The 15,478-nt window shown below is 46.0% G+C and carries 10 protein-coding genes; 4 read left to right on the plus strand and 6 right to left on the minus strand.

Annotated features, from left to right (window positions below; genetic code table 11):
- Positions 1 to 2: 2 nt before the first annotated feature.
- The 4 genes from Q3W13_RS16755 to Q3W13_RS16770 all read right to left on the minus strand — a co-directional run bounded on the left by Q3W13_RS16755 (position 3) and on the right by Q3W13_RS16770 (position 4,058).
- Entirely contained in the window at positions 3 to 860 is an 858-nt protein-coding gene (locus Q3W13_RS16755; RefSeq protein ID WP_302865692.1) for a universal stress protein, read from the minus strand.
- A gap of 141 nt (positions 861 to 1,001) precedes the next feature.
- Entirely contained in the window at positions 1,002 to 1,841 is an 840-nt protein-coding gene (locus Q3W13_RS16760; protein ID WP_302865693.1) for a universal stress protein, read from the minus strand.
- A 95-nt stretch (positions 1,842 to 1,936) separates the two neighbouring features.
- On the minus strand, positions 1,937 to 3,316 hold the full coding sequence (locus Q3W13_RS16765; RefSeq protein WP_302865695.1) for a DUF3943 domain-containing protein: 1,380 nt from the start codon (positions 3,314 to 3,316) through the stop codon (positions 1,937 to 1,939).
- Between the two features lie 73 nt (positions 3,317 to 3,389).
- On the minus strand, positions 3,390 to 4,058 hold the full coding sequence (locus Q3W13_RS16770; RefSeq protein ID WP_302865697.1) for a BON domain-containing protein: 669 nt from the start codon (positions 4,056 to 4,058) through the stop codon (positions 3,390 to 3,392).
- 394 nt (positions 4,059 to 4,452) lie between these two features.
- Here Q3W13_RS16770 and Q3W13_RS16775 point away from each other — a divergent pair, with 394 nt between their 5' ends.
- Entirely contained in the window at positions 4,453 to 5,334 is an 882-nt protein-coding gene (locus Q3W13_RS16775) for a sensor histidine kinase KdpD (RefSeq protein ID WP_302865698.1), read from the plus strand.
- On the opposite strand, the gene Q3W13_RS16780 is transcribed toward Q3W13_RS16775, so the two are convergent.
- Both Q3W13_RS16780 and Q3W13_RS16785 read right to left on the minus strand, forming a co-directional pair.
- On the minus strand, positions 5,331 to 6,725 hold the full coding sequence (locus Q3W13_RS16780) for a L,D-transpeptidase family protein (protein WP_302865701.1): 1,395 nt from the start codon (positions 6,723 to 6,725) through the stop codon (positions 5,331 to 5,333). The two genes, Q3W13_RS16775 and Q3W13_RS16780, sit on opposite strands and share 4 nt — an antisense overlap.
- 183 nt (positions 6,726 to 6,908) lie before the next feature.
- Entirely contained in the window at positions 6,909 to 7,325 is a 417-nt protein-coding gene (locus Q3W13_RS16785) for a hypothetical protein (RefSeq protein WP_302865702.1), read from the minus strand.
- 258 nt (positions 7,326 to 7,583) lie between these two features.
- Between Q3W13_RS16785 and glgX the strand changes: the two genes are divergently transcribed.
- The 3 genes from glgX to treY are packed head-to-tail and all read left to right on the plus strand — an operon-like array spanning position 7,584 to position 15,454.
- Entirely contained in the window at positions 7,584 to 9,713 is a 2,130-nt protein-coding gene (gene glgX / locus Q3W13_RS16790) for a glycogen debranching protein GlgX (protein ID WP_302865705.1), read from the plus strand.
- The gene (gene treZ, locus Q3W13_RS16795) at positions 9,703 to 11,481 is read left to right on the plus strand and encodes a malto-oligosyltrehalose trehalohydrolase (RefSeq protein WP_302865706.1); all 1,779 of its coding nucleotides are present in this window, start codon (positions 9,703 to 9,705) and stop codon (positions 11,479 to 11,481) included. The genes glgX and treZ overlap by 11 nt, the downstream gene beginning before the upstream one ends.
- Positions 11,474 to 15,454, plus strand: a complete 3,981-nt coding sequence (gene treY / locus Q3W13_RS16800; protein ID WP_302865708.1) for a malto-oligosyltrehalose synthase — start codon at positions 11,474 to 11,476, stop codon at positions 15,452 to 15,454. Before treZ ends, treY begins: the two co-directional genes overlap by 8 nt.
- Positions 15,455 to 15,478 lie beyond the last annotated feature (24 nt).

Consider the following 15,478-nt stretch of genomic DNA (forward strand, 5'->3'; position numbering starts at 1 on the left):
TTTTATTTAACCGGTTTAAATACCAACAATGGCACGGTTAATTGCCGGGCGGCTTTTTGTGTAAAACTGCCTTTGAACAATTGTTCAAAAAAGCCGTGCTCCCGGTGTACCATCGCGAGCATGTCTATCTTGATATCGCGAACCAACCAGCCTAAACCATCTTCTACATCTTTGCTGCTTACCACGGCAAAGCTTATTTTAGCGTAATCTAAATCTTTAATCAGCTTATCAGCCAATTGCTTGCCTTTTAACATATAGCCGGGAGTGTCTGAGCGCTGATCGACATGCGCCAGGATTAATTCAGCCTTTAAGGCCTTTGCGAGCTCTGCCAATTCTTCAATTATTTTCACATCTTTCTCGGGCTCAGTAAAATCGCAGGCAAAGGCGATCTTATCAATCTTGCCGGCAACGGTTCCGGCAGGAACGAGCAATAAGGGCCGAACCGAATCCTCTATCATCTTACGGCTATGATTGCCCATTATTAATGTATCCAGTTTATCATTCCCGTGTATTCCTATTACAATCAGGTCTGCCTTATTAACTGCTGCCGCCTCGTTCAGTACATCGGTTACTAATCCCGCATCCTGAATGCAACTAACTTCCGGCTGATAAGCATCCGGCTCGCCTTTTGCAATCAGGCCTTGCGTAAGCTTAGCCAGCTCTTCATTGGCATCAGCCGAAAAATCATCGTAAACGTCAGCAGGCCATACTGCTATCCCGGTTTGTGGTATCTCGGCGGTAAGATTCATTACGTAACACAATAATACCTTTGCTTTGAGTTGCTGCGCCAGGTGATATCCATACGTTGCCGCGTGGTGCGCATTGACGGAAAAATCTGTAGCGATCAGGATCGTATTCATCGTAGTAATTTTGGTTAAAGTTCGTTAGCAGACAAACAGTCAGCCATGCCTGCGGTCAGCCGCTTGTGTGATTTTCATCATTTTATGAGCTTATCACCGCAGCAAATTGTAATTATTGTTGGCTGATTAAGTTTGCCGCAGCTATCGGTGATGCGCGATGAATACCGGGGTGTTCAGCACGCCGATCAGTTTGTCGGCCATGCTGGATTTAAACATACGGGAAACTGCGCCCCTGTTATATGCACCCATAACTACTAAAGTATTGGGCGATGTTTTTTGAAGGTGCATTATCAGCGCCTGCTCTGTCTCGCCCGTCAACGTGGTATAAATAGCTTCAGGATAATGGCAACGGATAAATTCTTTAATAAGCACATCGTCGGGCAAACTGCCCGGCGATGCAGGCCCGGCCGCATATACAATTTCTGTGGGAAGATTGCGCAAAAAAGGCATCAGGTAATTAAACATCTTAACAGCAAAAACCGAGGACGGGTGGCCATCATACAACACTACAACGCGTTCAATGGCATGATATGCTTGCGGCACCACAAGCACGGGGCATGAGGCATCGGCAAGTAATTCTCTGACAAATGGCGTTGGGGTATGCGTCTGGTAGCGGCTCATTGCCTCCGCGGCGCCGATGATCACCAGGTCGCTGTAAATGCTTTCCTTCAGCAGATCGTCAATAGCAAACTGATCATCCAGGTGCACTGTATTGCTAATTCCTGCTGTTTTGCAACTCTTTTTAAACAGTTTAACTGCTTGTTCGCGGGTTGCTTCATCCTTTTCCAACAGGCGATTTAACTTGGTTTTAGATATCCCCTGCGACCCAATCATATCATAAAGGTTGAAACTGTGGTAAAGAATATCTGTCAGGAAAACACCGGATAGTAACGCGTGACTTTGAGCGGACAAATTAGTGGCGTACTCAAGCGTAGCTTCGGAGAATTTTAAGCCATCGAAGGCCGCACTTATTTTTTTCATAATGCCGGAATTATCAAACAAAGATAGACCGGGACCTCACCCTGCTACATGACTATAGTCACACCGGTTAATGACGGGCATCATAAGCTATCAGGTCAGTTAAAGTTAGCATTATACCTTAGTGAGACCCTTACATAGGGATATTTTGCCATAACATCATTAAAATTTTTGTAAAAGCCGTGCAGGTAAAAATAACCGGGCTCGGCACACACCGAAAGATGATCTGCAAAGTGGTATCCAAACTCGCTGGTTACCGCCTGCAGGGCATAGTGCGACTCATTACCGTTAATGGTTTTTAACAGGCCACCCCGGTAGTTTAACCGGTAAAACAATTTATCAAAAAGGGTGATATTGACATTTACATATATACCGCCCCCGGCTGTGTAATCATAATTGCGGCCTTTGAAGAGATATTGATCAGGCACCGCAGCCAACAGCACCGGCCCAAACCCGGCTGAAGATACGATGCGGCTCTTGCCAATCAGGCTGAACTCTGAAAATAAATTGAATTTTACACTTTGCGCACTGTAAAAGAAAGCTTCATTATGGATATAATCGTAATTTGCGGACAATGTTGCCAAATGCCGCGATGTGCCGGAATGCTGTATCTGCCAGCCTGCCAGTGAACCATAAACGCTTATCATATTTATTTTTGAGCTGTCGTCGCTCCCGAACTCTGCGTTAACCGATATGTTACTGAAAGGTGTCCCGTAGTTTTCAAAGGGCGTGCCGTAAAGCAGTCTTATATGTCCGTACGCGGCGATCCTTCCATGATGATCAACATTAAATCTCCGCGCCCCTATATCAAATTCGGCGCTTACATAGGTTGAATCCCGCTCGCGTGAATTACGGTCAACTTTACCCCACTTACCGTCCAAAATCCTGTTAAGTCCATTCATCGGGTTAATAATTAACGAAAGCACTTCGCTAAACTGTCGTTTAAATCCGCGGGTGTGGTTGTTCACAATCTGATTAGACAGGCGGTAGGTCATTTCCCCCAGTACGATCCCTCCAAAAGTGGTGTTGATAAAGTCGTTAGGCGAGGGATATTGCTTTTCGGCAACTGTTTCCCAAATATAGCTCCCGGCCAATGTGGCGGGCGCCGATTGCCAAAAAGAATATCCGTTGGCACGAAAGGCGCTAAAATAAAGGCTGCCGTGGTAAGGGTGCGCAAATTGATTAGTACCGAAAGGATCATCATCCCACGACCAGTTGGAAGGCTTGAGGTTATGACCAACGGTACTGAAAGATATCTGCGCGAAATCAACATTCCGGATGTAGCGGTCTACTGCGAATGGAACTAATTCTGCCAATCCCCATTGAAATGCCGCACGCTTAAAGCGGTGGCGGCTTGTTGTATCCGGCGCTGACAATAACGGCGAAGCTCTTGATGCGGTGTCGGCAGGAGGGCTCGACTGGGCTAAGCTGTAATGGCCAAAAGCAATCAGAGCCAGCAATAGGTAAAGGCGCCTCATAGCGATAATCATGTCAATAAAAATTGCAAAGCGCGGGCCTGCAGTGGCCCGCGCTTTGGGAAAGGATTACCTTTCAAAAAACCAATTCCGGTTCCTCCACGATCAGCTTGCTTTCAACACTTAGAACACCCGGAGCGGCCCATACCGCGTCTTCAGCTTCCTGCTTTTCGGCGAATGAACGCACTTTTCCGCTGAGGATGGCTTTACTGCCGGTAACACTCACTGTAACTTTGTCCGCGTCGATAGTAGCGCTCCGGTGAAATGCAGCACGGATCTTTTTTTCCAGGTCGTCGGCGCTTAATTTAGGTTTAACGGTGATAAGATTAATAACAGAACGGACACCTGTAAGATACTGTACGGCGTTTTTAGCAGACGTGCGCTGAAAGTCCCACTCCACTTCACCCTCAAGCCTTACTACGCCATCTTCTACTTTTATTTTGATACTATCATCTGGTATCGCGGTATGCCATTTCAGGGCGTTTACTACCGCTGCTGCAATCTCCGCGTCTGTTTTTCGATAAGTTGGTGATATACCTACCTGGATGTCTTCGGCTACCGCTTTTACGCCAGCCACTTTCTTTGCGGCATTTTCAGCACTCAGTTTTTTGCCGTAATTATCCACCTGGCCCGACAGCGTCACTATGCCATTCTTTACCGCGACGCCTATTTCGGATGATTGCAGAAAAGGTTGCCATCTCAGTTCATCCATAACATCCTTCTGAATTTCAACATCTGTTTTCATGATCTTATAATTTAATTGGTAAATAACAATTTGCCAGCAAAATAACAGCTATTCAAACAGGGTATGCATGACGGCGGTCATTGCTGACGCTGATAGTAATCATGAAGTACAACGCCGTTAATTTTTACGTAACGGGCCGTCTTTAACAATGGATGCAACTGTTCCACAATGCCCCAGCCTCTGTGAGAAAATCATTGCCGTTATGACAATTATCAGCTATGGCTATGATTTCAGTCATTTGAAATGGCCACCGGAACAATGAAATTTGAAAAGTTTATTGAAATAGTTCTTAAGACCGGATAACTATATACACTGCCAGGTTACACAAGCATTCATGTTGTAAAACCTGCAGACCGGCCGGCAAACATATTTAATAATAAAAGCCACAATCGTTATGTATAAAGGAAATCTGATGAGCTCCATTCCTGGCAGGAACCATCCTTTAAGTGTTTTAAGCAAACGCAAACCTTCCGGGCAGGCCTTTATCATGTCGAATTATTTGCCCGTGGATTTTGGTTCGCGGCGGCGCCACAGGGTATTAAAGAAAGAGGAAGAGGCAAACAGATTTAAGAACCGGCAGCTTTTTACGCCCCCGCATGAATTTAAGTCTCCGCTTGAGGCAATAATGCACTCGGCAGAATTTATAGAACGAAATCTTGGCTCACCAGACCAAAAAACCGTAAGGCGGCAACTCCAAAATATCAAGACAGCTGCTTCCTTCATGACGATGCTTTTTAATGATTATTTATCAGCAGGGCAAAGCGAATCTGGTACTGTGCATCCAAACTTCAGCAAGATGAATTTAAAGGCCCATGTTGAAGAAGTCATATCCGAAATGAAATCGCAAGCGAAAGACTGGCAAGACATCAGATATACACATAAGGGAGAGCAGACACTCGTTTTGGCGGATAAAAATCTTTTACACCACTGCCTCACCAACTTGATAAGTAATGCCATAAAATATTCAGATGCTGTAAATCATATTGATGTTATCACCCAAGTGGAGGGCAATTCGTTTTCTATCATTATAAAAGATTCGGGCATTGGGATACCAGCCGAAGAAACAACCAACATTTTTAAACCCTTTTTCAGGGCTTCGAACGCTGATTGTGCAGACGGAAGCGGTTTAGGCCTGAGCGTTGTTAAAACATATACAGAACTAATGGGCGGAAAAATATCATTTAAAACCGAACTGGGTAAAGGCACTACTTTCGAATTGAAATTTGACAGTACCGCAGTAGTCCGTAATAAAAAGCGCCGTAATCATATGGCTTAATTGCCACTCGTGCCGAACAGCGTTTTCTCCAATCCTTCGTCCAGTCCGTAAATGTCCGGATAGGTTATATATTTTCCGTCAACAACCTCACAGGTAAGATAAGTAATCATGATAGGAACCGGCTGCTTTAACCTGATGTCCTGCCGGATATATTTGGCCATACCGTTGTGCAAAACCTGCATTTTGTCAGCCGATCCGTCGTTTATCAGTAACAAACGACCTAATTTTTCAGCCTGTTCTACCCGGACGCACCCATGACTAAAATGACGTTCCGTGCGGGCAAAAAGCTTTTGTTCGGGCGTATCATGCAGATACACGTCGTAAATATTTGGAAAACGAAAAACCAGTAGGCCCAGAGAGTTATCACATCCCGGAGACTGCCGCGTATAATACATTTCCGGATGGCTTTTCACTTTGAGCAGGTTAGCTCTCGTTGGTTCTATATACCGGCCATTATTGTCATAGATTCCATAATGGTTATTTTCGAGGAACGCCGGGTATCGCAGCATCTTTGGCAATAGCTCCCTGCGAAATATTTTGGCCGGTACCCTCCATTCCGGGGCTGTTGTAAAATAATTGACGGCGCTCTGCAGCGTTGGCGTGGGGTTACCCGGCTTGCCCACTATTACCTTGAACTTATAAACCGTGTCTTTAATCCAAAGTTTGAGTGTATACGAAGGGATATTGATGTGAATATAAGCGCCTGCTTCTGCACCAGCCCATCGGAGCCTTTCCATGTTAATCATAATCTTTCTGATCTCGTCTGGCAGAGGTTCGCAGCAACCATCCTGGTATTGTTTTTCAAGCAGTTCCAGTTGACGCTGCAGGGCTAAATAAGCCTCAGACGAGGGCCGCGAACCCAGGACAACTGCTGTAATATCTTTCTGTAAAAGTGCAGTTTGTAAAATCTGCCCGGCCTGAAATTTGCCGGTAGAATCCCTGTCAATCCTGCCGGAAGGGTGGTCTGAATTCATTTTACCAAAATGAAGATTATTTATCAATGTAAGCATGGCGTCTGTAAGCAGTATTTCATACCGTGCCCGGCGCAATGCGACTGCTTTTCCGGCTGTATCGGCGATGCCCGGCGGCCGGCCATCGGGCAACTCGTCAAGGTGATAATCAGTACACGAAAGGCCGTATTGGGACACACAGTTAATAATCTTTAAGGCCTGTAATGTCTTGATGTCCCCTCCTGCCGGGTTAAGCCAGGCGGGTCGAAAACCACGGACAGTGTAAAACCGTATGGCAGATTTTGGAAAATATAATTGTGAATACAAGCCTTTCCCGGCCAGTAGCCGCCGGATTTCTGAGGTTAATAAGGTATCAGCTTGATCAGCTCCTGTAATAGGCGTCACTGTGTTATTTGCCAGGCCCGTTTGGCTATTCATCATAAGCAATAGGGCCGGTATAAATAGAAAAAATTGTTTAACGGGTGTAATCATACCTGTTAGCTTACCACGTAAAATATCGGCAAAAGCTGTGCTGAATAATAACACAAGGCTCTAAAACCAGCGACGACACATAGCCCATAATCAAAATAATTTATCCACAAAGACGACAGAGGTTATATCACTTCAATTCACAACAGGGCGGGCCAAATGGTTCATCTGCAATACCAGCGCAAAAACATCCTGTTTCACTCCACGGAAACGGTTTGTCAGATCCGTCATGAAATACTCGAGCCTTACCTGTGTAGCAGCCAATGACTCTGCATCTTCAGGAATAATGTCTTCGGCCATCAACTCCAGTTGAGTGATCTGACCGCTCAGCAGATCGCCTTTCATGAGTTGCTGCAGTTGCTTAAGCTCTTTGTTAGCGGCTATCAGCAGTTTCAGGTAAGCCTTATCATGCAGATGTATCAGCATGTTGCGTTCCAGCAGGAGGTGAAGAAATTGCGCTTCTATTCTAAAAAACTCCATATCGGCCAGCCATCGTTTAGCTATAACGTAATATTGAAGTGACCTTGAAGACATTGACAGTGTGCTTTCCATATAAAATTTATTTTAAAGTATTGCTAAAATCCAAACATTATACCCTGTGGGAAATGACGTTGGTCATGCAAAGAAGTAAATCTTATCACTTAGCTCACTTAATTACGGCGTTGATTAGCAGAATTTAGTGCCGGTATTGGTAAAAAAACCGTGTCACTTTAACAGTCTCCCGATATCCCACTGCCGGTATCTGCTATTTAGTGTTTAAACAAATAAAAAATCGTTCAAACTTTTTTCAGGGATATTCATTGTGAGAATATGAAATACGACATCTACCCTGGAAAACCATACCCGCTGGGCGCCACCTGGGACGGCGAAGGCGTAAATTTTGCACTTTTTGCAGATTCTTGCGAAGGCGTTGAATTGTGCCTTTTTGATGAGGACGACCATACGAAAGAAATCGCCCGCATTAAATTGCCTGAACGCACACACCAAATCTGGCATTGCTATTTGCCTGGCTGCGGGCCCGGCCAGCTGTACGGCTACCGCGTTCACGGACCGTACGATCCGGAAAATGGCCACCGCTTTAACCCAAATAAGCTGCTGATGGATCCATATGCCAAAGCCATCGCAGGCTCTGTGCACTGGAATGATGCATTATTCGGATATGAAATAGGCCACCCCGATGGGGATTTAAGCTTCAGCGAGCTTGATAGCGCCCCATTTGTACCTAAGTCTGTTGTTGTTGATGCTGCATTCGACTGGGGAGACGATCAGCCTCTGCGTATACCTTATCATCAGTCTATCATTTATGAAGCACATGTGCGGGGCTTTACCAAACTCCATCCCGGCATCCCGGAAGATATCCGTGGCAGCTATGCGGCGCTTGGGCATCCGGTTACCGTCGAATATCTTAAATCACTGGGCATTACTGCAATTGAATTAATGCCGGTTCATCAGTATGTTAATGACAGGGGATTGGTAGATAAGGGACTGTGCAATTACTGGGGGTACAACACAATCGCCTTTTTTGCGCCCGATGTACGTTACTCAAGTTCGGGTGTATGCGGGCAACAGGTTACTGAATTTAAACAAATGGTACGCGAGCTGCATAAAGCAGGGATTGAAGTAATACTCGACGTTGTATATAACCATACAGCTGAAGGAAATGAGATGGGGCCAACTATATCATTTAAAGGAATTGACAACGCCGCTTACTATCGCCTGGTAGATGATAACAAACGCTATTATATGGACTACACAGGCACTGGCAACACGCTTAACGCCATGCTGCCCAATGTATTGCGCTATATTATGGACAGTTTGCGGTATTGGATACTTGAAATGCATGTAGATGGTTTCCGGTTCGATCTGGCTGCGACGCTTGCGCGTGAGCTGCACGAGGTAAACCGTTTGAGCGCCTTCTTCGATATCATTCACCAGGACCCGGTGATCTCGCAGGTGAAACTGATTGCCGAGCCATGGGACGTGGGTGAAGGAGGTTACCAGGTAGGGAAATTCCCGCCGGGATGGGCCGAATGGAATGGAAAATACCGGGATAGCGTTCGCGATTACTGGAAAGGAGCCGACAGCATGTTAGGCGAGTTTGCGCAGCGGTTTACCGGCAGCCCTGACTTGTACCAGGATGATTACCGCAGGCCTACGGCCAGCATAAATTTTATTACCGCGCACGACGGGTTTACCCTGAATGATCTGGTTAGCTATAACGAGAAGCATAACGAAGCAAATGGCGAAGACAATAACGATGGTGAAAGTAATAACCGATCGTGGAATTGTGGCGCCGAAGGCCCCACCGATGATCCTGAAATAAACGCCTTGCGAAGCCTGCAGAAGCGCAACTTTTTAACTACGCTCTTTCTTTCACAAGGCGTGCCGATGCTGGTAGCCGGGGATGAGTTTGGCCGTACACAAGGAGGAAACAATAACGCTTATTGCCAGGATAATGAAATATCGTGGTTGTATTGGGATAAGCAAGATGAGGATCTGCTGGGGTTTGCAAAAAAGCTTATTGCGCTACGGAAAAAGCACCCAGCATTTCGCAGGCGCAAATGGTTCCAGGGGTTGCCTATAAAGGGTAAAGGACTGGAAGATATTGGCTGGTTTTTGCCCGATGGTTCAGAGATGTCAGACGAGAACTGGAACCACGATTTTGCCCGTTCGCTGGGCATCTTTTTGAATGGTAAGGGACTGCACCACGTTGGGCCGAAAGGAGAAAAAATTGTCGATGATGATTTTTATGTGATTTTTAATGCACATCACGAAGCGCTTGACTATATGTTGCCGCAAAAGCTAGCCCACAAAAAATGGGTTAAGATATTGGATACCAGCGATGAAGAACTGAAAAAGCAAAGTGTGCACAATGATGAGATAGTGACCGTGCAGGGGCGGTCGGTGGTATTACTGCAACATACCGACGATGCAAAATAAGCTTACACCCGGAATTGTATTTGAAGATGGACTGGCAAAGATTGCAGTATGGGCGCCCTTTTGTAAAAAGGCTGAAATGATTGTGAACGACCGGACGTTAGCCCTCCAAAAGCAGGAGTTTGGCTATTGGATGCTTGAAAGCAACGAGATTAAACCGGGTGACCGGTACCAATTTGACATTGATGGTAAACACCTGCCGGACCCGGCTTCACGGGCGCAGCCTGACGGTGTGCACGGGACATCGATGGCCGTCGATCTGACCAACTTCGAGTGGACAGACGATCACTGGCGAAACCCATCCATGGAAAACTACCTGATCTATGAGCTGCATACGGGCACGTTTACTCCGGATGGCACGTTCGAAGGTATTATTCCGAAACTGGATCATTTGCTCGGTATCGGTATAACGGCGATTGAAATTATGCCGGTCGCCCAGTTTCCCGGCCAACGCAATTGGGGCTACGACGGGGTTTTTCCGTATGCCGTGCAAAACAGTTATGGCGGGGCCGCAGGGTTAATGAAATTGGTAGACGCTTGTCATAATAAAGGGCTGGCGGTTATACTCGACGTAGTTTATAATCACCTTGGTCCGGAAGGCAATTACTTTAGTGCATTTGGCCCGTATTTTACCGGCAAATATCATACGCCATGGGGCGATGCGATAAATTTTGACGATGCCTGGTGCGACGAGGTACGACGATTTTTTATCCAGAATGCACTGCAATGGTTTCGTGATTTCCACATTGATGCCCTGCGCCTGGATGCGGTACATGCGATAAAAGACTTTAGTCCGAAACATATTTTACGGGAGATAAAAGAGAATGCAGATGAACTGATGCATCAAACCGGAAGAACGCACCATCTTATCATCGAGTTCGATTTAAATGACAAGCGGTTTATTAACCCTATAGAAAAAGATGGTTACGGAATGGATGCGCAGTGGATAGACGAGTTTCACCATGCCCTGCGCGTTACGGCCGGTGGCGGCAGAGAGGGATATTATACTGATTTTAATGGTATTAACCACCTCGCAAAGGCCTATAACGATGCTTACGTGTACGATGGCATTTATTCGCCTCACCGGCTGAAGGTTTTCGGAACCAAAACTGATAACCCCGGAAAGCAGTTCATCGTATTTTCGCAAAACCACGATCAGGTAGGAAACCGGATGCTGGGCGAGCGGAGCAGCCAGCTGTTTAGCTTTGAGATGCAAAAATTGATGGCCGGCGCAGTGATGGTAGCGCCATTTGTCCCTATGCTTTTTATGGGCGAGGAATGGGCCGAAAGTAACCCATTCCTTTATTTCGTAAGCCACACTGATCAGGAATTGATTAACGCGGTACGCAAGGGACGGAAAGAGGAATTTGCCGCCTTTCATGCTGAGGGCGAAGCCCTAGATCCGCAGGCTGTGGAAAGTTTTAATAAGTCAAAATTACAGTGGCATTTGCCTGATAGGGGTCTGCATGCCATAATGCTCAACTACTACAAGGCGTTGATTGGGCTAAGAAAAGCGCTGCCTGCACTTGCAATTCCCGATCGCCAAAATCTGAAAACAACTGTAGATGAAAAGGCGAACACTTTGTTGCTGGAGCGCTGGACAAACGGGCAGCACGTTGGCTGCCTGATGAATTTCTCGGACCAGCCCCGGTTTGTCAATATTGAAGACGAAAACACTCTACTGAACTCTGCGAACAGCCAATGGGGAGGCCCTGGCGCCGACAAGGGAACTATTCAACCACAGTCAATTATTATTTACAGATATGTATAACCCGGTATCTACCTATCGCATACAATTTCATAAGGGCTTTACATTTGATGATTTTGAGCCGCTCATCCCCTATTTTGAAAAGCTGGGCATCGGCGCCATTTATGCTTCACCGGTTTTTACATCAGTACCGGGCAGCACTCATGGTTATGACGGCATTGATCCTTTGTCCATTAATCCGGAGATCGGTACGTTGCCGCAGCTTAAGCGTATCTGCAAAAAGCTAAAAGCAAAAAAAATTGGCTGGATACAGGATATTGTTCCAAACCACATGGCCTATCAACCTGATAACGAACGGCTGATGGACTTGCTGGAGAATGGACCCAATTCGCGTTATAAGGCTTATTTTGACACCGGCTTAAGCGGCAGTTCGTTATTTGGCAGCGAACCGCTCATGGTACCTTTTCTCGGTGATGAGCTGGACACTGTGCTTGAACGCGGCGAACTTTCTATTGAGCAAACCGGGGAAAAATATGTATTCAATTATGGCGGCAACCGCTGGCCTTTGCGGCCCGGCAGTTATCCGGATGGCGAGCGCCTGGATGTTATCAATAAAAATATTGCCGTCCTGAAAGATATCACGCAAAAGCAATATTACCGCTTGTGCAACTGGAAAGAAACCAACAACCGCATCAACTTCCGCCGCTTTTTTACGGTGAACAGCCTTATTTGCCTTAATATGCAGAACGATGCGGTTTTCAACGATTTCCATCAGTTAATAGCACAGTTGGTTAAGGAAGATGTTTTCCAGGGATTGCGCATTGACCATGTGGATGGTTTGTATGATCCATCAAGTTATCTTTCGCGTTTGCGGAATCTTGTTGGCGACGACATTTATATTATTGCAGAAAAGATTCTGGAACCCGGTGAGCAGTTGCCGCAGTGGCCGATACAAGGAAGCACAGGATATGATTTTCTGTCGACAGTAAACAATCTGCTAACTAATCGCGCAGCAAAAAAGCAGTTCACAGATTATTATGAAAAAATAGCCGGAAATAAAGTTCCGGTCAATGAGCAGATCCGGCAAAAAAAAGCCTGTATTTTATATCAGCAAATGGCCGGGGAACTTGACAATCTGGTCCAGTATTTTACAGACGAGCATTCCATATCAGCGGGGACATTTAAGCGAGCCATCGCTGAATTTTTGATCCGTTGTCCGGTATATCGCTATTACGGAAACCGGACACCTTTTAAGCCTGATGAAAAAAAAGCCATCAGTTCGGTATTAAATAGTATCGCGGCCGACGAACCCCACTTAAAGTCTGCTGCAAGCCTGTTAAAGAAAAGCTGGCTGTCTGGGGATGCAAAGGGACTGCAATTTTATCAGCGGTGTATGCAGTTTACGGGGCCATTAATGGCAAAGGGAGTTGAAGATACGCTGATGTACACGTACAACCGCTTTATTGCTCATAACGAAGTGGGCGACGGTCCGGCCTCCTTTGGGATACCGGTTGATGAATTTCACCGGCAGATGGAACTGCGCCAGCTCAACTGGCCGCTGGCGATGAACGGAACTGCTACCCATGATACCAAACGCGGCGAAGACGCACGGGCACGTTTAAACGTGCTAACCGATGTAGCTGACTTATGGCTTAAAAAAGTAAATGAGTGGCGAAAGCTTAATCGTAAGCTTATTGTCAACCACGCCCCTGATGCCAATGACGAGTATTTTATATATCAAACACTTATAGGAACTTATCCTATGCCGGGGGAGCCGGCAGATGAATACCTAGACCGGTTGGAACAATACCTGGAAAAAACGATTCGCGAAGCCAAAGTACACTCAGATTGGACCGATCCTAACGAAGAATATGAAGGTGCAGTCAAACAATTCGCCGGCCGGTTGCTCGACCCTAAAGGCAGTTTTTGGCAAAGCTTTGCTCCATTTCATGAGCAGATTTGTAAATATGGTATTGTCAATTCGCTGACGCAGGTATTATTGAAGCTCACCGCCCCGGGCGTGCCTGACATTTACCAGGGCTGTGAGCGATGGGATTTAAGCATGGTAGACCCTGACAACCGGCGACCGGTTGATTACCTGTTAAGGAAGAAATTTTTTCAAACTCAAGGTAATCCCGATGATCTTTGGGCTGAGTTATTCTCAGGCAGTATCAAGCAGTGGCTGGTGAACACGTTACTGAAAGAGCGCAGAATAAACAGCAAAGTATTTGCTGAAGGGCAATACATTGCACTGCAAACCACGGGTGCGTATAACAACCACATTATAGCCTATGCCCGACGGTTAGAGAACACCTGGTACACTACCATAGCCCCGCTGGGATTGGCCGGTATAGACAACCTGGAAAGTACTTTCAACTGGAATGACACCGCTGTTAGTTTGCCTGAAAACCTGGTGGGAAGCTATGAAAATATACTGACCGGAAAGAAAGGTACATTACCCCGCAATTTAAAGGTGGCCGAATTATTTGGCACATTACCGCTTGCACTGCTAAAGATAAAAGCGCCTGTACATCAACGATCTGCCGGAATTCTAATGCATATCACTTCGCTGCCGTCCGCCTTTGGCATTGGCGATTTCGGCCCGCAGGCACGTTTTTTTGCCGATAAGCTCAAAGACGCTGGGCAAAGATACTGGCAGTTGCTTCCACTCACTCCCGTCAGTGCCGAAAGCCACTACTCACCATATAGCGGATGGTCTGCTATGGGCGGGAACATACTTTTGATAAGTCCGGAAATGTTGATTGACGAGGGCCTGTTAACCCATGAGGATTTGAAACCATATCGGCAGCATACTGCTGATTGTGTAAACTTTGAGATTGCCCAAAAAATAAAAACAGAACTTTTGATGGTTGCATATCAGCGTTTTAAAGACAATACCTTCGCTGAATTGCGATATGCATTTGATAAGTTTTGCGGGGACGAAAAGAAATGGCTGGATGATTTCGGTATGTACGCTGCTATAAAAGGTCACTATGCTAATAAGCCCTGGTATCAGTGGCCCGGCAAGTATAAATTTCGAGATAAAAAAACGTTAGCGGCCTTTGCTAACAGCTATGCGGAACGGATTCAAGAGAGAAAATGGCAGCAATTTATTTTTAGCCGGCAGTGGAAGCAACTAAAAACATACTGCAATGGCCGGAATATTCTTTTATTTGGCGACTTACCTTTTTATGTAGGCTACGATTCTGTCGATGTGTGGGCTAACCCGGATATTTTTAGTTTGCAAAAAAATGGCGATATGCACTATGTTGCGGGCGTACCGCCTGACTACTTTAACGCCAATGGCCAGCTTTGGGGAACGCCTGTGTTTAGGTGGGACAAGCTGAAAGCGCAAAACTATAGTTGGTGGGCAGAACGTATGCGGCAGAACGTCGCTATGTTTGATTTGGTGAGGCTGGATCATTTCCGTGCCCTTTCGGCATACTGGTCGGTTCCGGCAGCAGAGGAAACAGCAATAAATGGAAAATGGGAACCGGGCCCTGGCGTTGACCTGTTTAATGTACTCAAACGCGAGCTTGGCAAATTGCCTTTTGTGGCAGAAGACCTGGGTGATATAGATGATGCGGTATATGCATTACGTGATGCTTTTGGATTACCCGGAATGAAAGTACTGCAATTTGCATTTGGCGGCTCAATGGCTGCTTCGCCGCATATCCCTCATAATTATACACCGAACCATATCGTCTATACTGGCACTCACGACAACAATACCACCACTGGCTGGTATCAGCATGAATGCGATAAAACAGCCCGTAAAAACATTGTTAAATATATAGGTGGTAAAGTTAACGCAGGCGGTATCGCTAAAACATTTATTAAAATGGCGCTGTCTTCTGTCGCCAAAGTTGCAATCATCCCCATACAGGATGTTTATGCATTTGGAGGTAAAGCCCGTATGAATACACCGGCGATTGCTGGGGGAAACTGGCAATGGAGACTTACGCCTGCACAATTACAGAAGTTTCCAACGAAGCAATTATTAAAATGGACAAGGCGTTTTAATCGTGTCATTTGATTGTCAATCTATTTAAGTTTTTTA

This window comes from Mucilaginibacter sp. L3T2-6 (assembly GCF_030519355.1).
Taxonomy (GTDB): Bacteria; Bacteroidota; Bacteroidia; order Sphingobacteriales; family Sphingobacteriaceae; genus Mucilaginibacter.